At 60.6% G+C, this 16,538-nt stretch carries 18 protein-coding genes and 3 pseudogenes; 12 read left to right on the top strand and 9 right to left on the bottom strand.

Translation table 11 applies throughout. From position 1 onward, the window contains the following. The first annotated feature begins 615 nt into the window (after nt 1-615). Together JCM13583_RS05390 and JCM13583_RS05385 are read left to right on the top strand one after the other, a co-directional pair. Nucleotides 616-1,269 (top strand): phosphotransferase, encoded by a 654-nt coding sequence (locus JCM13583_RS05390; RefSeq protein ID WP_171823457.1) that lies wholly within the window; start codon nt 616-618, stop codon nt 1,267-1,269. Between the two features lie 66 nt (nt 1,270-1,335). Then, nucleotides 1,336-1,584, top strand: coding sequence for a hypothetical protein (locus tag JCM13583_RS05385; RefSeq protein ID WP_075056974.1), 249 nt, complete (start codon nt 1,336-1,338; stop codon nt 1,582-1,584). Between the two features lie 3 nt (nt 1,585-1,587). Here JCM13583_RS05385 and JCM13583_RS13875 read toward each other — a convergent pair whose 3' ends face one another. Beyond that, nucleotides 1,588-2,301: a hypothetical protein gene (locus tag JCM13583_RS13875; protein ID WP_171823456.1), complete on the bottom strand. Its 714-nt coding sequence runs from the start codon at nt 2,299-2,301 to the stop codon at nt 1,588-1,590. Continuing rightward, nucleotides 2,302-3,138 (bottom strand): VWA domain-containing protein, encoded by an 837-nt coding sequence (locus JCM13583_RS05375; protein ID WP_075056972.1) that lies wholly within the window; start codon nt 3,136-3,138, stop codon nt 2,302-2,304. Nucleotides 3,139-3,276: 138 nt separating this feature from the next. Between JCM13583_RS05375 and JCM13583_RS05370 the strand changes: the two genes are divergently transcribed. The 6 genes from JCM13583_RS05370 to JCM13583_RS05355 all read left to right on the top strand — a co-directional run bounded on the left by JCM13583_RS05370 (nt 3,277) and on the right by JCM13583_RS05355 (nt 7,115). After that, nucleotides 3,277-4,071 carry an SDR family oxidoreductase gene (locus tag JCM13583_RS05370; protein WP_075056971.1) on the top strand — a complete coding sequence of 265 codons (795 nt, stop codon included), beginning with the start codon at nt 3,277-3,279 and terminating at the stop codon, nt 4,069-4,071. A 73-nt stretch (nt 4,072-4,144) separates the two neighbouring features. Then, complete coding sequence (locus JCM13583_RS12295) at nt 4,145-4,510, top strand: SDR family NAD(P)-dependent oxidoreductase (protein WP_162509451.1); 366 nt, start codon at nt 4,145-4,147, stop codon at nt 4,508-4,510. Continuing rightward, the gene (locus JCM13583_RS12290) at nt 4,503-4,916 is read left to right on the top strand and encodes an SDR family oxidoreductase (protein ID WP_162509450.1); all 414 of its coding nucleotides are present in this window, start codon (nt 4,503-4,505) and stop codon (nt 4,914-4,916) included. The genes JCM13583_RS12295 and JCM13583_RS12290 overlap by 8 nt, the downstream gene beginning before the upstream one ends. Nucleotides 4,917-4,962: 46 nt before the next feature. Next, nucleotides 4,963-5,355 carry an acyl-CoA dehydrogenase family protein gene (locus JCM13583_RS12285; protein WP_162509449.1) on the top strand — a complete coding sequence of 131 codons (393 nt, stop codon included), beginning with the start codon at nt 4,963-4,965 and terminating at the stop codon, nt 5,353-5,355. Further along, nucleotides 5,352-6,044 (top strand): acyl-CoA dehydrogenase, encoded by a 693-nt coding sequence (locus JCM13583_RS12280; protein WP_162509448.1) that lies wholly within the window; start codon nt 5,352-5,354, stop codon nt 6,042-6,044. The genes JCM13583_RS12285 and JCM13583_RS12280 overlap by 4 nt, the downstream gene beginning before the upstream one ends. Before the next feature lie 51 nt (nt 6,045-6,095). Next, entirely contained in the window at nt 6,096-7,115 is a 1,020-nt protein-coding gene (locus JCM13583_RS05355; RefSeq protein ID WP_075056970.1) for an acyl-CoA/acyl-ACP dehydrogenase, read from the top strand. Here the strand turns inward: JCM13583_RS05355 and JCM13583_RS05350 are convergent. Beyond that, nucleotides 7,106-7,902, bottom strand: a pseudogene (locus tag JCM13583_RS05350) (enoyl-CoA hydratase/isomerase family protein). The gene JCM13583_RS05355 and the pseudogene JCM13583_RS05350 overlap by 10 nt on opposite strands. Next, nucleotides 7,902-8,099, bottom strand: a complete 198-nt coding sequence (locus tag JCM13583_RS05345; RefSeq protein WP_075056969.1) for a hypothetical protein — start codon at nt 8,097-8,099, stop codon at nt 7,902-7,904. Before JCM13583_RS05345 ends, JCM13583_RS05350 begins: the two are co-directional and overlap by 1 nt. A 33-nt stretch (nt 8,100-8,132) precedes the next feature. On the opposite strand from JCM13583_RS05345, the gene JCM13583_RS13870 reads away from it, so the two are divergent. Further along, the gene (locus JCM13583_RS13870; RefSeq protein WP_171823455.1) at nt 8,133-8,282 is read left to right on the top strand and encodes a hypothetical protein; all 150 of its coding nucleotides are present in this window, start codon (nt 8,133-8,135) and stop codon (nt 8,280-8,282) included. 36 nt (nt 8,283-8,318) lie between these two features. On the opposite strand, the gene JCM13583_RS05335 is transcribed toward JCM13583_RS13870, so the two are convergent. The 3 genes from JCM13583_RS05335 to JCM13583_RS05325 are packed head-to-tail and all read right to left on the bottom strand — an operon-like array spanning nt 8,319 to nt 9,738. Further along, nucleotides 8,319-8,585, bottom strand: coding sequence for a hypothetical protein (locus tag JCM13583_RS05335; RefSeq protein WP_171823454.1), 267 nt, complete (start codon nt 8,583-8,585; stop codon nt 8,319-8,321). A 17-nt stretch (nt 8,586-8,602) separates the two neighbouring features. Continuing rightward, nucleotides 8,603-9,112, bottom strand: coding sequence for a hypothetical protein (locus JCM13583_RS05330; protein WP_075056966.1), 510 nt, complete (start codon nt 9,110-9,112; stop codon nt 8,603-8,605). A gap of 41 nt (nt 9,113-9,153) precedes the next feature. Then, nucleotides 9,154-9,738, bottom strand: a complete 585-nt coding sequence (locus JCM13583_RS05325; RefSeq protein WP_075056965.1) for a hypothetical protein — start codon at nt 9,736-9,738, stop codon at nt 9,154-9,156. Nucleotides 9,739-9,965: 227 nt separating this feature from the next. Here JCM13583_RS05325 and JCM13583_RS05320 point away from each other — a divergent pair. Continuing rightward, nucleotides 9,966-11,429: pseudogene (locus tag JCM13583_RS05320) on the top strand (4-hydroxybutyryl-CoA dehydratase). Here JCM13583_RS05320 and JCM13583_RS05315 read toward each other — a convergent pair. Next, nucleotides 11,430-12,239: pseudogene (locus JCM13583_RS05315) on the bottom strand (SDR family oxidoreductase). It abuts the pseudogene before it with no gap. 291 nt (nt 12,240-12,530) lie between these two features. Here JCM13583_RS05315 and JCM13583_RS05310 point away from each other — a divergent pair. Together JCM13583_RS05310 and JCM13583_RS05305 are read left to right on the top strand one after the other, a co-directional pair. Then, entirely contained in the window at nt 12,531-13,535 is a 1,005-nt protein-coding gene (locus JCM13583_RS05310; protein WP_075056964.1) for an alcohol dehydrogenase catalytic domain-containing protein, read from the top strand. A 220-nt stretch (nt 13,536-13,755) separates the two neighbouring features. After that, the gene (locus JCM13583_RS05305; protein WP_171823453.1) at nt 13,756-14,379 is read left to right on the top strand and encodes a hypothetical protein; all 624 of its coding nucleotides are present in this window, start codon (nt 13,756-13,758) and stop codon (nt 14,377-14,379) included. A 414-nt stretch (nt 14,380-14,793) separates the two neighbouring features. Here JCM13583_RS05305 and JCM13583_RS05300 read toward each other — a convergent pair whose 3' ends face one another. Further along, the gene (locus tag JCM13583_RS05300; protein WP_075056962.1) at nt 14,794-16,437 is read right to left on the bottom strand and encodes a fatty acid--CoA ligase; all 1,644 of its coding nucleotides are present in this window, start codon (nt 16,435-16,437) and stop codon (nt 14,794-14,796) included. Nucleotides 16,438-16,538 lie beyond the last annotated feature (101 nt).

Raw genomic sequence — 16,538 nt, 5'->3', positions numbered from 1 at the left:
TGTCTTCCACTTATCATAATTGATAAGAATAATATTAAATTTTTCGAGCACTTCACCAATTTTAAAGAATGCCTGCTCCTGAGAATATTTACCGGGTGGAGGGTACACCCACACTACAGCCTGGACAAGTGCGTATGCGAAAGAGCATGGGAGGCCAGGGCTGCCTGCCCGCATGGCCCAGATACGGTGGTGCACAGGAGGTCAGAACTATTATGTATACTTTACACCTACAAGCACTGCGGTCTTTGGCAATGGGCCTGAGGGATTTCCTGATGAGGAAAAGCATCACAGGGGGGGGTAAGAGGTCCGTCAGGGTGGACGGGGGGGAGGACGAGGTGGCGAGGGGGGGCGAGAAGAACGTCATAGTTGTGAGGGCATCCCCCCCCGGGAGGGAGGTAAAGGAGGCAACTGCAAGGATCAGCGGCCCCCCCACGTCCGCCAGGGAGAGGGAGATGAGGATGCTGGGCCCCCCCGGCGTCTTCTACATCCCCCCCGTGGTGGCCAGGAAGGTTGGGGAGTACGCAGTTGAGATATCCATCACATACAGGGATGGCAGTGAGAGGCACAGGGCATTCACCTTCATTGCAAGGGAGAAGGGAGAGGCAGCACCTGGCAGTGCCGAGGCCGAGGAAGAGCCCCCCCCTGAAGCCCCCCCTTCCAACCCAGTGGCCCACCTCATCGCAGTACGCGCAGGCAATACAGAAGCCCGGGTTCTCTATAAACAGCAGGTACCAGGACCTCCGTTCCGGTACGCCGGTGAAGAACCCGAATGTCAGGTACAGCAGCTACATCCACGGCTCCGGGAACTTCGGCGTTGTCTTCAAGATCGATGTGTCCGGCAGGTACTACGCCCTCAAGTGCTTCACCAGGGCCAGCGGAGAACTGAACGTGCGGTACAGGGAGGTAAGCAGGTACCTGCGTTCCAGGGAACTGCCTTTCCTGGTGGAGTTCCACTACCTCCAGGAGGCCATCAGGGTCATGAGCAGGCCCGAAACTTACTATCCTGCCCTGAGGATGTCATGGATAGAGGGCATCAACCTGAACAGGTTCATAGAGCAGAACCTGGGGGGGAAGCCAAGGGTGCTGGAATCTGCCGCAAGGACGTTCATAGACCAGGTGTATGCCCTCCAGAGGAACGGCATAGCGCACGGCGACCTGTCCGGCGACAACATCCTTGTGTCCGATGGAAAGATGTACTTCATAGACTACGACGGCATGTACGTGCCTGCCTTCAGGGGGGGCAAGAAGGCCCCCCGAGATGGGCCATGAGAACTTCCAGCACCCCCCAGGAGGAGGTACGAATATAACGAGAGGATCGATGGCTTCTCCAGCCTCGTGATCCTCCTCTCCCTCATCGCTGTGGCAAAAGACCCTAGTCTATGGGACTACAACGACGGCGATGCTGACAGGCTCCTTTTCACCTCCAGGGACTTCACGGCACCTGGAGAATCCGAACTCATATCCAGGCTCATCTCCATGGGCGGGAAGGTGAAGAAGCTGACCCAGTTCCTGGTGAAGTTCCTGGACGAGGACCCGGACTGGGCCGGCGGCAGCCCGCAGAAGGTCAGGGAAGCCTACAGGTGAGCCCTATCTCCTGACAAGGATGAAGGTGAGGTCATCGTTCCTAACCGAGCCCTCCCTCTGGAGGGACGGCAGCAGCGTCTCCGGCTCCTCGCTCCTGAGCCTCTCCATTGCCCCCCCTGCGCCCTCTGACATGACCCAGGCCGAGAGGGCGTCAGTGGCAAGAAGAACCTCGTCATATGGGCCGGTGTAACTGAAGACCTTCCACGGATTCCTGGTGCTCACCCTCTTCCTCAGCGGCGCCCCCCCGTAGCCGCTCCACACAAGGCTAGGCGTTATGCCGAACTCATTCACATGCCTTATCGGGAACGATACCAGCTGCTGCCCCCCCTTCCTTATGAAGAGGCAGGAATCGCCCACAGCGGAGGACACAACGGTCTCGCCGACATGGACGATCAGGAGCGTGGCATGAGACCCCCTGGTCGCCTTGTTCTTCACATTCCACTTCAGCCCCCCCTCCCAGTTAATGCCAGAGTACCAGGCATCCCTGGCCCTGTCCACCATGGCATCCAGCACGGAACGCACCGTAACGAACTGGGGGGGCTGAGCGACACGGCCCTCTCGACCAGTATCCTGGCCCAGAGGCCGGAGAATATGGACTCGCTGGCCCCGTCGGAGACAGAGAACATACCCCTGTCCCCCGGCACAGGCCCAGGCGTCCTCGTTCTCCTCGGGCCTGTTGCCCGCCTTGGGGGGGACGCTCCCTCGTATTGCCTGCATCTACCTCATTTGGTTCGTTATGGCCCTGGTGCCTATGTCCAACAGTTTGATCAGGTCCTCCAGCTGCGCGTTGAACACGTAGGCTCTGGCCCCCTCGCTGACGTCCCTGTACTCCTCCCTGGCTATGGCCACCATGCTCTCCGGTATAAGGGAGGACATGGAGAACATCTGCCTCGCGTACTTGTCAGGTGGGAGCTGCCCGGGGGGGTCTGAGGGGGGGAACGAGACCGGGTCGGTCTTCGTTTCAGAGAGGTGGCAGTTCCATATCATCGCGTTCCCGTCATCGGTACTTATGCCCATGATCCTCTCCGCCACTGGCACCGGGTCGCCGTCAGTGGAATCGCCGTCGCTTATGTTTATTATGACCGGTGGGAAGCTGGACTGGTGTTCCGATGCCCAGGCGCTGGCCCACTCCTCCGCTAGTGACAGTGCCCTGACCATGGGCGTGTCGCTGGCAGCCACGGGCTCGAACCAGATGGGGGGGAACTCGAAGTCAACCTCCTCCCCGTCTATCACCTGCTTCCTGGTCTCCATCCTTAGGATCAGGGAGTCCATCTCCGATATGGGCACCAGGTTCCTGTTGACCAGTAACGATGCAGCCTCCCCCCCCTTCCTGAAGCCGTAGCCTATAATGCCAACCTCGAAGTAATCACGGATGCCATCGGACTTAGTGCACCTGTTCACCAGCTCGTAGATCTGCCTGTTTATGGCATCGGTGGCCTCCTCTGCCTTGGACCTCTTTCCGCCTGCGATCCTGTGGCTCATTGACCTTGACTGGTCAAGGAGGAATATGAAAAGCCCGGGGTTCCTCCTGCTGATCTCGGCTGTGTATGACATCGGTCATACAGCCTGCGGGTGATAATAAAATTTGGCATCTGCCGGGGGGGCCTTCCCGGGACAAGTGAATGCAGTTAATGAGATCGCAATCGTTCACCCTCCCAGATCCTGTAAAATACCACTTAGCAATGGCAGGCCATGGACCTCGGGCTCAGGGGTAAGAAGGCCCTGGTCACAGGCGCCAGCGATGGCATTGGCTTCTCCATTGCGGACGTCCTCGCATCCGAGGGCTGCACGGTCATGGTGGCGTCGAGGGACAGGGAACGCATAACTAGGGCAGCGTCGGAGATATCCTCAAGGCACTCTGTGGAAGTGATACCGGCCACCGTGGACACCGGAGACGCGACCTCGATATCCTCTCTCGTGGCAGAGTTCTCCTCAAGGCTCGGGAGCATTGACATCCTGGTCACGAACACCGGTGGCCCGCCCGCGGGCCAGTTTCTGGACATAACCGACGAGCAGTGGGTCGCATCGTTCAACTCGCTCTTCATGGGCGTTGTCCGGCTCGTCCGGTCATCCTTGCCCCTCATGGGGGGGCCTGGCTCGTGCATAGTGAACATGATGTCCAGGTCGTCCAAGGAGTTCCTGCCCAACCTTGCGATCTCCAATGCCATGAGGCCAGCCATAGCAGGCCTCACAAAGACCCTGGCCTTCGAGCTCGGGCCCAGGGGGGGAATAAGGGTGAACGGCATCGGGCCGGGCTACGTGATGACGAACAGGCAGTCCCAGCTCCTCCAGTACCGGTCGAAGAGGCTGTCCATACCGGTCGAGGCAATAACCAGGGACATCGAGAGGGAGATACCTGTGGGCAGGATAGCAACGCCGGAGGAGGTGGCCCGGGTAGTGGCGTTCGTGTGTTCGCCAGCGGCATCTTACATAAACGGGGGGGAGTTCATAGTTGTCGATGGCGGAACGCTCAGGTCTCACGTCTGAGCGGTGCACCCACGCCCACGGCGTCCAGGGGGGGCATGGAAAACCGTATCTAGTTGTGAACGTATTAAAAGGCATGCCTGGTATCCTGGATGGCAGGGTCGCCCTGGTTACCGGCTCCGGCAGGGGCATCGGCAGGGCAGTGGCCGAGGCGCTGGCCGCAGCTGGGGCAAGGGTCGCTGTGAACTACAGCAGGGACCGGGAGGGTGCCGTGGAGACCGCGGAGAGAGTCGGGGGGGGCAGGGCATACCACGCTGATGTATCGAAGAGGGAAGATGTGCACAGGATGGCGGAGGAGATACACCGCGACTTGGGCAAGGTAAGCATACTGGTGAACAACGCCGGCGTGCTCTACCCAATGGACCTGGAGCACTACGATGACAAGCTCATGTGGAGGATGGTGGGCGTCAACATGATGGGGGCCCGTATACACAGTGCTTGAGTTCCTGGACGACCTCAGGTCAAGCGAAGGTTGCGTTGTGAACATAGCCTCCAATGCCGGGATAGGCACGGCTGCGCCGGGGACAACTTTCTACGCCATGACCAAGGCAGCCGTGATCGCGTTCACCAAGAGGCTAGCCTTCGACCTCTCGGGCACAGGCGTGAGGGTCAACTGCATAGCACCTGGCTGGGTGGAGACTGACATGACCGTAGGTGGCAGGAGCCAAGAAGAGGTTGAGGCCACGAGGGAACACTTCCGTTCCAGGACCACACTGCGCAGGACTGGCAGGCCGGAGGACATTGCCAGCGTTGTCCTCTTCCTGGCCTCCGGTGCCTCGTCCTACATGAACGGCCAGGTAATCGTTGTCGACGGCGGGCGTGTGGACAACCTGAGCCACAGCGTCTGACGTCCCACGGGGTCGCATCCAGGATCCTTGATGGGGGGGTGGTAACATGGGCAGGTGGAACGGACCAGAAATCCTGAGGGCCAGGGAGGAGGCCAGGGCCTTTGCCCTCCGTGAGCTCACAGGCCCAGGTACTGAGGCCTATGAGGACGAAGGGGGGGCATACCCGGAGGAAATACGCAGGGCCGCAAGGCCGCTCCTCCACTACCTGACCGGGAGCGTCATGACAAGGGTTGCCGTGATTGAGGAGGTCTGCAAAGTGAACCCGGGCCTTGGCCTGACCGCTGTGGAGCAGCCCCTCTTCGGTTCAGAGCTGGTGGCAATGTTCGGGAACGAGCGGCAGAAGAGGGAGTACCTTGACAGGTCAGTGAGGGGGGGAGAGGCCATTTCCGCCCTTGCCGTCACGGAGCCGGCGGGGGGGGCAGTGACGTTGCATCGGTGAGGACTGAGGCAAGGAAGGAGGGCGGATTCTATGTGCTGAACGGGAGGAAGATGTTCATCACTAACGGTTCCGTGGCAGACTACCTCATCGTCCTGGCCAGGACATCGGTGGAGGAGAAGAGGCACAGGGGGGGCCTCACGCTCTTCATAGTCGACAGGGGGGGCACAGCGGGTCTGGAGGCGACGAGGCTCAGGGGGGGCAAGATGGGTGTGAGGCCCTCGGTTACCACGGAGGTCGTCCTGGACGGGTGCAGGGTGCCCGAGGAGAACGTGCTCGGGCAGGTGGGCATGGGATTCTACCATGTCATGGAGTTCTTCAACAGGTCAAGGATAAACGTGGCCGCAATGTCCCTCGGGATAGCCGAGGGGGCCATGGACATACTTGTCGGAGAGGTGCGTGGTGGCCGCCTGGAGCACATGAGGAAGGGCCACGGCATGTCACTGCTCTCCTCCCTCTTCACCAGGGTGTCCCTGGCAAGGGCGATAACGTACAGGGCAGCTGAGGAGGCCCAGGACGGCAGGGCAAACCCGGCACTCTCCAGCATGGCCAAGAAGTTCGCCAGCGAGGTGGCGGTCCAGGTGTCCAGTGAGGTCGTACGGTACCTGGGCCAGTCGGGCATAAGCGGAAGGGCGGAGAGGTTCCTGAGGGACGCACGCATAATGCCCATATGGGAGGCACGAGCGAGATAGAGGACCTCGTCATTGCCAGGGAAGTCCTCAGGGGGGGAGGTCTCGACTTCGATGCCATCTGAGGAGGTGGAGATGGTGAGGAACTCCCTCAGGGAGTTCCTCGATGGGCACGCGGCGGACCTGGAGGAATCCGAAGAATCCGGGTTCCAGGAGGGCTTCATCAGACAGTTCACCGAGATGGGCTTCCTGACCTGCGGCCTGCCAGAGAGGCTTGGTGGGCCTGGCCTGGGAGACGAAGCTTACCTGTACGTGATCCATGACACAGCAGCGCGTAGCCCTTCCCTTGCCCTCCAGACAGTGGCTCTCTGCTCCATGCTGCCCCCCCTCTTCGAGAGCGCCTGGGACAGGGTGAAGACCGGCCCTGGTGGCTTGCGGCCGCCCGGCCTGCACATAGACGCCTCATCCGGGGGGGACACCGTGGAGCGGGGGGGCTCTCTGCTCCAGGGTGTCGTCGGTCCAGGTTCCCGGCAATTCATCGCGATACGCAGGGAGAGGGCATTCCTCCTTGAGGGTGTGCGCAGGGACATGGGGGGGACGAAAGTCCCGCTGGGGGGGCTCAGGGCACTTGGCACCGGTGACATTGAGGTGGTGGAGGTGCTATCCGTACATGAGTTCGGAAACAGCGGTGGCTCGCCCATGTTCCTGTCACGCCTGGGCCCCGAGATAGGGGGGGCCATGGCCCTGGGCATGGCCGGTGCCGCCCTGGGCAGGGCTGTTGAATACGCGTCAAGCAGGAAGGCGTTCGGCCAGAGCCTCAGCGACCTGGGCGTGATCGGCGGGCGCCTGGCACTCCTCTCCGGCACTGTTGCCCTCTTGACCGATATGCTGCCCACCATAAGGTCAGTGGACCCAGCAAGGCAGGCCGCGTTCAAGCACGCAGCACTCACTGTATCAAGGGAGGCCACGGACCTGGCTCTGCAGGCCCACGGGGGCTACGGGTACTTCCAGCAGACCGGCGTGGAGAGGTTCTACAGGGACGTGATCGCCCTGGAGGCCCTCCTTGTCAGGCCTGACCTGGATTTGGAGGTCGCGTCCACCGCCATCTTCGGCCGCAGGTCCGGCTACCTGTGACCCTGCCTTGAGAGGAAGGCGGACATCAGCCTCTCCGTCTCCGGAGACCCGAAGAGCGCCTTGACCAGGTGCCTCTCGAACGCCAGGCCGTCCTGGATGGGCGTGCTGAGCGTTGCGTTCATGGCCCTCTTGGCATACGCTATGGTGACCCTCGGCGCCTGCGATATTTCGCTCACAGTGTCCATGACGTACCTGTGCATCTCATCCTGGCCCCCCCCGAACACCCTGTTCACGACGCCCAGGCGCAGGGCCTCCTGGGCACCGATCCTCCTGGCGGTGAACACCATCTCCCTCGCTGCCCTCTGCCCCCCCGCGATCCTCGGGAGGTTCTGCGTGCCACCGCCCCCCCCGGGTATGATGCCTATCCTTACCTCTGGCTGCCCGAACACAGCGTCCTCGGTGCAGTAGACCATGTCACAGAACTGGACGAGCTCGAACCCGCCACCCAGGCAGTAGCCGTGCACCTCCGCTATCACCGGGATGTCCAGTGACCTTATCCTCATGCCCAGGTCCGTGATCGTGTCGCCCCCCCTGGAGGCCTGTTCCCTCTCCTCCAGGCTTTTCTTAGAGGCTATGCCATGCAGGTCTGAGACGTCTGCCCCCCCTGCAGAAAACGCCTTGCCGTTCCCAGATATGGACAGGCCCTGACCTCACTGTCACCCTCAGCCTCATCCAGCATCCTCATCATGGCGTGCCGCATCTCCACACTGATGGCATTGAGCTTCTCTGGCCTGTTCAGAACTATCCTGGCCAGCTGCCCTTCCTTTGAGAAGAGTACGCTATCCATCACCACTCACCCCCCCTCGAGTAGAACGGTTGCACCATACTGTAGGTATCAGAGAACTCCCTGAGGGTGCTTTCCACGGCCCACTCCCCCCCGAACCTCTCCCTCACATACGGCATCAGTGGCCGGGACACGTTGAACCCGTACCTGAGCGCCCTCTCGATGTCTCCCTCGTTGCAGACCCCCCCGTGGCGCACCATGTGTTCCGCCTGGTTGTAGACCGGAGCCAGGATATGGACTTCCTCAACACCCTCCGCCTCCTCGGGCCGGAGTTCAGGCCTCTCCCATACCCCCCCCGGGCCCGGGTAATCATAGAAGCCCCGGCCCTGCCTGTACCCTGTCCGCCCCCCTCCTGCACCATAGGTGCAACCAGGGAGAGGTAGTGCATGAACATTCTGTGGTACCCCCCCAGGGAAGGTTCATACCCCCGGAACCTCCCTGACGATCTCCGCGTATGTCCTGCTCTCCTGGCTCTCAAGCACCAGCCCGCCCGTGAAATCTGTGAGCGCGAATATGCCCAGCGGCATGCCTATGCCGTGCACCAGTGAGGCATCGATCTGCCTCACGGTGTACCTTGCACTCCTCACCAGGAGAGTGCAGTGGTACTTCATGGCCCTTATGATCCTGTTGCCAATGAAGCCCCCCCTTATGTCCCTCCTGCACACCACGACCTCCTTCCCCCCCACCTCCCTGCCTAATGCTTCTAATGCTTCGACAGTGCTGTCCGAGGTGAGGTCGCCCCCCCTGACCACCTCGACCAGCCGCATGAGGACCGGGGGGGGTTGAACCAGTGCAGGCCTGCGACCCTTTCCGGCCTCTCGGCCGCTCTCTGTATGTACGTTATGGATATGGAGCTCGTGTTCGTGGAGAGGACTGCACCACCTGGTGCCGCCATGGAGACCTTCCTGAATACATCACGCTTCAGCGCTGCGTCCTCGTTGACCGCTTCGACCACAACCTCGCTGTCCCTGACGCACTCTTCGATGCTGCCGGCCCTCCTGATCCTGCCCAGGACGTCGTCTGGCCCCCCCTCGGCAGTTATGCCCCCCCTCTGCCTGAGCCTCTCAACGCTCGACCTGACCGCCTTAACGTTCTGTCCGAAGACAGCGTCCGACACCTCGTACACGCGTACGTCCATGCCCCTGAGTGCGAATACCTCTGCTATTCCGGAGCCCATGGTGCCGAACCCGATGACGGATACCCTGGAGGCCATGCGCTTACATTGAGAAAATGATATTTATTTATTTTATGTACTTACCTCATCGGCACCAGCATCTTTCCGTAAGTCGTGTTCACGACCACGCCCGCCACAATGTACCAGTTCAGTATCCCCCCCTGTGCGAATGCCACTATTCCGGTCACAAGCTCGACTACTGGGTTCCCGTAGCCGGCAGCCGCGAAGAGGGCGAAGGTCACGGCGAGCCAGTAGAGGTTAATGGAGACTATCCTTCCAAGCGGCCTGAGTATGACGCCGGACAGAGCGGAAACGAATATCCAGAAGATCCAGAAGGCAAGCATCACCGTTGGCGACGGTGGGTAGAAGAGCTTCAGGCCGTACGAGAAAAGGTATATCGACCCTATGACGAAGCCGAAGACGCTGTACGCCATAACCACATAGCCGGTGTTGTGCATGCCGAGCCTCAGTTCGATCACGCCCGCAATGAAGTAGCCAAGGCCTATCATGAATATCAGGCTGAACACAAGCATTCCCAGTGCCTGGGCCTCCGGCACCAGGCCCGTGTATATGAAGCCATCAAGGAACAGTGTGAAGCCGAAGCCTGTGTTGGCGAGCGCCACGACCGATACCCATGACCTGTTCTCCTCTGGCAACTTTTGCACCCGAGAAAACAGGTTATTCCATATATTTAATTGTTTCCTTAACAAAATTATTAGCGTTCTACATTTTTCAATTATAATTCGAATTTGAATACAAACATTTTACTGCAGCTGGACCTGCCGGGACGCATGGGCCTGCAGGGGGGGAGGCATGACCGGGGGGGGTTCCCGGACGTTGCACTGCATACAACCATTATTAACGTCCGATCCCATGGGAACATGGATGTGCCATGCTCAGGACCGATAGTGAATACATGAGCAGCCTCAGGGACGGGCGCTCCGTGTACTACAGGGGGGGGAAGAAGGTGGAGGACATAACATCGCACCAGGTGTTGTCAGCCGCTGTGAGGCACGCGTCACTGGTCTACCGGTGGCAGGCGTCCCCCGGAGACGAGGGCACTGACGGTTGCACAGGACAGAGAGCACGGAGGTAAGCAGGTTCTTCACCGTGCCCAGGAGCAGCCAGGACCTGATGGAGAGGTTCGAACTCGTCTACAGGACAACGAGGATGGGCCGGGGGGGTACCTTCAACATAATCAAGGCAATAGGCAGCGACGCGCTCTTCGCCCTCATGATAGTATCGAAGGCGGTTGACAGGGAGGCCGGAACGGACTACAGCAGCAGGGTCCAGAGGTACTATTCCCACGTCCTAGACACGGACCCCGCAATCGCGGTGGCGCAGACGGACGTGAAGGGTGACAGGCTGCTGAGGCCCCCACGAGCAGGAAGACCCTGACATGTACGTGAGGATAGTGGAGAGGAGGAGCGACGGCATAGTCGTAAGGGGGGGTGCGAAGTCGCACACAACGCAGGCCCCGGTATCGAACGAGATAATAGTGCTGCCCACCAGGGCCATGTCGCAGGAGGACTCCGACTATGCTGTGGCCTTCGCCGTGCCGGCGAACGCGCCCGGGCTGAAGATGGTGGCAAAGCCCGAGCCCGCTGCGGAGGCCGCGCTCACAGACCCCCCCTGGTTCGTACTGGGCCGGGAGAACATTGAGACGGAATCGCTTACGGTATTCGACGATGTCTTTGTCCCCCCCTGGGACAGGGTCTTCCTAGCGGGCGAATGGAGGGCCGCCAGCGCGCTCTCCCTCATGTTCCCCACGTTCCACAGGTTCACGGCGATATCATACAGGGCAGGCATAGGTGACCTGTTCACCGGCCTGGCCAAGCTGCTGGCCGAGTACAACGGCGTGGACGACAGGTCCCACATAAGGAGGGATGTGGTGGAGGCCATAAGGTACAAGGAGCTCCTAAGGGCCACCGCCATAGCAGCAGCTGTGAACTGCAGGGTGGACAGGGAGACCGGCATAGCAATACCCGACACGGTGTTCACCAACGTCGGCAAGCTGGTTGCGAACACAGGCTACCTTGACATGGTTAAGGCGCTTGTGGACGTCGCTGGAGGGCTGGCCTCCACCATGCCTTCATCCCAGGACTTCTCAGGTGAACTGGGGGGAACTGGTTGCAAAGTACTTGAAGGGCAGGAAGGCTCTGACCCCATGGAGAGGGCACGGCTCATCGCCCTGACCAGGGAGATACTGTCATCGTTCGGCGCCCTCTACACGGCCGCCATGATCCACGCGGAGGGATCGATAGAGGCGAGCGTCCTGGAGCTCTTCAGGTCCTACGACTACACGGACAGCAAGAGACTCGCCAGGTTCGCTGCAGGTATCGATAGAGAGATCTGATCACTCCTGGCCGGCCCCCAGCCTGGCGAGGCTCAGCTCGCTCATGAGGGCCTGGCCGGAATCGATCATGAGGGTATGGCCTGTAATGCTCTCCGACCGGATCAGGAACAGCACAGCATCGGTGACCTCTTCCACCGTTATCATCCTCCCGTGAGCGTGTGCTTCATGCCGTATTCTTCATCGTCGAGGCCGAGGAACTCTATCAGGCTCTCCCCCCCATCTTCGTCCTCACGACCGAGGGCGCCACGGCGTTCACCCTGATCCTCTTCGGCGCGAGCTCGAGCGCAAGGTACTCCGCCAGCTTTATCACCGCGGCCTTGGATATGCCGTAGAGCGAGAGCATGGACATTGGCCTCACGCCCGCCATGGAGGCCATCATGACTATGCAGCCCCCCCGGGCTGCATGACCCTGGCGAACTCCTGCGAGCAGTAGACGGCGGACATCAGGTTGGTTGAGACCATCTTGTCTATCAGCGCGTCGTCCGCATCAAGGAACGGTGCGCCTATGCCGAGCCCTGCGTTGTTCACGAGGATGTGCACCTGCCCGAAGGCGTCAAGTGTTTCCCTGACCAGTGTCCTGGCCCCCCCGTCCCTCCTGGAGACGTCGGCCTGTACCAGGATCCCGTCGCTGTAGCCCAGCACCATGTTGAGCGTCTCCTTTCCGTCCTCCTGCCTCTTCTTGACGTTCACAACGACCCTTGCCCCCCCGAGCCTGGCCAGCTGCACTGCTATGTCACGGCCTATGCCCCCCCTTCCGGAACCTGTAACCACAGCGGTCTTCCCCCCCTTATCTCGAACATACTGCCTCAGTCCCACACCACATCAAAAAACTTTCCCTTGGTGCGATCGGGGGTTCCTGCGTTTTCTATTCCGGCCATGGCCGGTGGTCTCAAACCCCCCCCGTGCTGCTCCTGGACGGCCCCCCCGCATGGGGGGGAATGTGTGCAGTCTTCCTATTGAGGGTAAACCTAACAAACGAGTGAGGCGTATTCATGCACATGCCAGACGAAGGAAGGCACAGGGCAGTGTACCTGACAGAGTTCAGGAAGCCCCCTCTCCCCCGGTACTGCCGAAACGCCGGAGCCCAGGGGGGGAGAACAGGTGCTTATAAGGGTGGTGGGCGCGGGCATTTGCCACAGCGACGTGCATGTCTGGGAGGGCGTGTGGTCCTCGACCGGGGGGGCCCCCAGGAGGCTCCCGCACATACAGTCCCACGAGATCGCGGGCGTGGTTGAGAGGGTAGGGGGGGAAAGGGTACCAGACGCCTTCAGGGAGGGCACAGGCGTTCTGGTCTACGCGTGGCAGTGGGAGCACGACGACATGTTCACAGCAGAGGGCCTCACCAACCTCTCGGATTCCCCCCCCTTGTCCCAGGCATCCACACGGACGGGGGGCTTCCAGGAATACTACCTGGTACCCCCCCACTACAGGTACCTGATAAATGCATCTGGCATTTCAGACCTGGCGGCCGCTGCACCCCCCCTGACCTGCGGAGGCCTCACAACGTACAGGGCGGTGAGGAAGGCAGCGCCGTACGTCCGCCCGGACGACTACGTGGCGGTCATAGGCCTCGGTGGGCTGGGGGGGGCGTACGCTGCCCAGTACATAAGGAAGTTCTGCCCCCAGGCCAACCTGATCGGCATAGACATGAAGGAGAGCGCCGTCGACTTCGTATCCAGTATCACCCCCCCGCTGGACAGCCACATCGTGCCCCCCCACGACGGCGACGTGCTGTCCAGCATCAGGGCCGAGACCCACGGGTCTGGGCTGCGTGCAGTCATAGACCTCGTGGGTTCCGGCACGCTATCCACATACATACGTGCCCTGGCCAAGGGCGGGATATACGTACTGGTGGGCCTCATGGGCAGCGGGAAGACGGATACAATCTCCCCCCCAGGTTCCACGGTGCTGCTGGAGAGGAACATATCCGGCTCCTATGTGGGGGGGACCCTGGCGGAGCAGCACGAGGTGGTGGCGCTCGCCAGGAAGGGTGTGATCGACTACAGGAAGCCAGTTACGGCCAGGATGCCCCTGGACGATGCATACGCTGGCCTGCAGGCCCTCCACAGCGGCCAGGTGCTTGGCAGGCAGGTGGTCACACCGTGACCGCACCGCCGTGACACACCTCCACCATAACGTGATGCGATGCTCTGATGGTCACAGGCCCGTGCTTTGTGTCCCGGCTGCGGTGCTTCAATGAGTATCCTGATGGACCCTGCCATACGGCTGGCACTCTCCGGCCCCCCACACGGGCCATGGAGTGCAAACTGTGGCCCCGGCACTAAAGTATAAAGCCTCGCCGCTATTGTGTTGGCCGGATATGAGGGTGGACACTGAACGGCTTATCGGTGAAAACAGGGACGTGTGGGCCAGGTTCGTACCACACCCGTACATGGTGAAGGTCGTGGGAGACCCCGGTTCCCTCAGACCGTGGGTGCTGGAAGACTACCACTTCGTCAGGGGGGGCGCCATCAGGTTCATGCTGGCCCTGGCGAGCAGGGCCCCCCCGGAAGGGCACCTGGACTTCCTCCTGGAGTCCACGCACCGCCTCGCCACAATGGAAGTGCCCATCTTCCTGGAGGTCTCCAGGGACCTGGGGGGGGTGGACCTGGGCCGTGAGCCTTCAATGGCCACTGTTTCCTACGTCTCCTTCCTGAACCACCTGGCCACCTCCATGGACTTCGTATACGGGGGGGCTGTGGCACTGTTTGCAGAGGAATGGGCCTACTACCAGGCCTGGAAGTGGCTTTCAGGAAAGTCCCAGCACCCGGTACTTGTGAGGCTCTCGTCCCACTGGTCTTCAAGGGAATTCTGCGAGTACGTTGAGCGCCTCAGGGAAATGGTGGAGGGGATGCAGGGAGATCAGAAAACAGCCGCCGGGGTGTTCAGGGAAACCTGCAGGTTCGAACTGCTATTCTGGGACAGCTTGAACGGGCCTGACACCCACTGAACCGTTGCCCCACCCGGGTAGCGCGAGTTCCCGGCAGGGATGACCATACTGTTCTCCCCGATCCGGCCATGCTGCAGGGCCCCCACGGGCACAGGTGGCAGAGGTGCGTAACGGCCCTTGCCTTTTCCCCTGGGCCTCTCTAGACAGACCCCATGAAACAGCAACTACCTGACAGCAGTGGCCCGGAAGGTGGCCCCGATGTCCCTGTCCAACAGGGCACGGGTTGCATGGGGGGGACCCAGGCCACATGCGCGGCTTCAGCAGGGGGGGACCACAGGAAAAGTATGGGGCAAGGGGCGTGCCGGAGGCACGGACGGACTCATGGGGGTGTGACAGGGTGCTCCCAGAACCGATCCGCCATCCGGGTGCACTCTTCCAGCGACGGAGGCACGAGATCCGGTGGCAGTGAGGGCCTCACCCCCCCCTGACCCCCCCTGCCTCCAGGACCTTCCTGAGCTCCTTCTTGTCGATCTTGTTTGTGCTCGTCCTGGGCATGCTGTCCACGAAGACTATGCTGTCTGGTATCCACCACTTCTGTATCCTGCCCGCGGATGCCTGCTTCTCCAGGAACTCCAGTATGGACTTCTCCGTCACGTCTCCCTTCTTCGTGACGAAGGCCACGGGCCTCTCGCCCCACTTCTCGTCGTGCTTCCCCCCCACCACCGCAACCTCGCCCACCCCCCCGGGCGCCAGGGATATTATGTCCTCCAGGAGGAGAGAGGGTATGAACTCTCCTCCACTCTTGATTGCATCCTTCTCCCTGTCCACTATGTGCAGGTATCCCATCGTGTCTATGGTGGCAAGGTCGCCGGTGTGTAGCCAGCCGTCCCTCCACAGTGCCTGCGTCTTCTCCGGGTCCTTGTAATACTCCTTCGTGAGCCACGGGGCCCTGACAACTATCTCCCCCCCTATGGTCTTACCGTCCCTCTTAACGTCTTTGCCATTGGAATCTACGACCCTGAGGTTAACAAGGGGCAGCGGGATCCCCGTGCTTATCCTGTATTCGATCTGCTCCTCCTCCCTCATTGCCTTAACACTCCTGGTGTAGGTCGCAACGGTGAGCACCGGGCACGTCTCCGATAGGCCGTAGCCGCCTATGGTGGTTATACCAAACTTTGAGGCCATCTCAGCGAGCCCCCCCTTGGGGAGGGCCGAGCCACCGACCGATACCTTCCAGCCCCCCCTCAGGTAGTCCCTGTACTGGTCGACCTCCGGGTGCGTCAGTATCATGTAGAGGATCGACGGGACCATGAAGGAGTAGGTCACGCCCTCATTCTTGATGAGATCGAGGACCCTCTTCACGTCGAAGCGGCCGGGCAGCACGTACTTGTTGCCCGAGATCACGACGAAGTAGGGCATTGTCCATGAATGCACATGGAACATTGGCACCAGGCTCATGTAGACGTCGTCTTCGTTCAGGTGCAGCGGGTTCCTGTTGCCCACCAGGGAGTTGGCCATGGCCTGAAGCACCAGCTGCCTGTGAGTGAAGGTCACACCCTTCGGCAGGCCCGTTGTGCCCGAGGTGTAGAATATCGTGGCAGTGGTGTTCTCACTCAGGTCCGGAAACTCGTATGGTTCCGAATGTGACACAAGGTCTTCGTACTGGTAGACGTTGGGGGGGAGAGAGGTCTTCACCTCCTTCTTCGTGTCGGAGTGGACGATCCAGCCCCTAACGAAGCTGAAGAGGTTCGATGTCCTCTCTATCACGGGCAGGAACTCCTCGCTGAGTATGACGAACGAGTCCTCCGCGTGCTGCATGGTGTAGAATATGAGGTCCTGCGGGTACCTTATGTTGACCGTGTGCAGCACGGCACCCATCATGGGTATCGCGTAGTACGCCTCCATGTACCTGTCCGTGTCCCAGTCAAGCACAGCGACCCTGTCACCCATCCTCACCCCGATCTTTGAGAGCCCGGATGCCAGCCTTGACACCCTGTCGTAGAACTGCGCCAGTCTGTACCGCCTCAGCTCCCTGTACACTATCTCCTGGTCCGGGTGGTCCCACATTGCCGATGGAAAGATATTCTTCAGTATTAGCTGATAATTATATTCCGGCATATTATAATCAACATAACACTGTATATAAAGATCACCGAAACCATCCATTTTTCCTCCCCCCCCTGCTTCCCCGGAAGGGTTACATTTCTCTACCACCGTGC

This window comes from Thermogymnomonas acidicola JCM 13583 (assembly GCF_001316105.1).
Lineage (GTDB): Archaea > Thermoplasmatota > Thermoplasmata > Thermoplasmatales > Thermoplasmataceae > Thermogymnomonas > Thermogymnomonas acidicola.
The sequence above is the reverse complement of the archived record's forward strand: the minus strand, read 5'-3'. Positions and strand labels throughout refer to the sequence as shown.

What these genes read in the sequence shown, in the direction of transcription:
- JCM13583_RS13875 (WP_171823456.1), bottom strand. Translation starts at nt 2,301, where the DNA reads ATGCAGGCAATACGAGGGAGCGTCCCCCCCAAGGCGGGCAACAGGCCC.
- JCM13583_RS05375 (WP_075056972.1), bottom strand. Translation starts at nt 3,138, where the DNA reads ATGTCATACACAGCCGAGATCAGCAGGAGGAACCCCGGGCTTTTCATA.
- JCM13583_RS05370 (WP_075056971.1), top strand. Translation starts at nt 3,277, where the DNA reads ATGGACCTCGGGCTCAGGGGTAAGAAGGCCCTGGTCACAGGCGCCAGC.
- JCM13583_RS12295 (WP_162509451.1), top strand. Translation starts at nt 4,145, where the DNA reads ATGCCTGGTATCCTGGATGGCAGGGTCGCCCTGGTTACCGGCTCCGGC.
- JCM13583_RS12285 (WP_162509449.1), top strand. Translation starts at nt 4,963, where the DNA reads ATGGGCAGGTGGAACGGACCAGAAATCCTGAGGGCCAGGGAGGAGGCC.
- JCM13583_RS05355 (WP_075056970.1), top strand. Translation starts at nt 6,096, where the DNA reads ATGCCATCTGAGGAGGTGGAGATGGTGAGGAACTCCCTCAGGGAGTTC.
- JCM13583_RS05345 (WP_075056969.1), bottom strand. Translation starts at nt 8,099, where the DNA reads ATGGTGCGCCACGGGGGGGTCTGCAACGAGGGAGACATCGAGAGGGCG.
- JCM13583_RS13870 (WP_171823455.1), top strand. Translation starts at nt 8,133, where the DNA reads ATGGACTTCCTCAACACCCTCCGCCTCCTCGGGCCGGAGTTCAGGCCT.
- JCM13583_RS05330 (WP_075056966.1), bottom strand. Translation starts at nt 9,112, where the DNA reads ATGGCCTCCAGGGTATCCGTCATCGGGTTCGGCACCATGGGCTCCGGA.
- JCM13583_RS05300 (WP_075056962.1), bottom strand. Translation starts at nt 16,437, where the DNA reads ATGCCGGAATATAATTATCAGCTAATACTGAAGAATATCTTTCCATCG.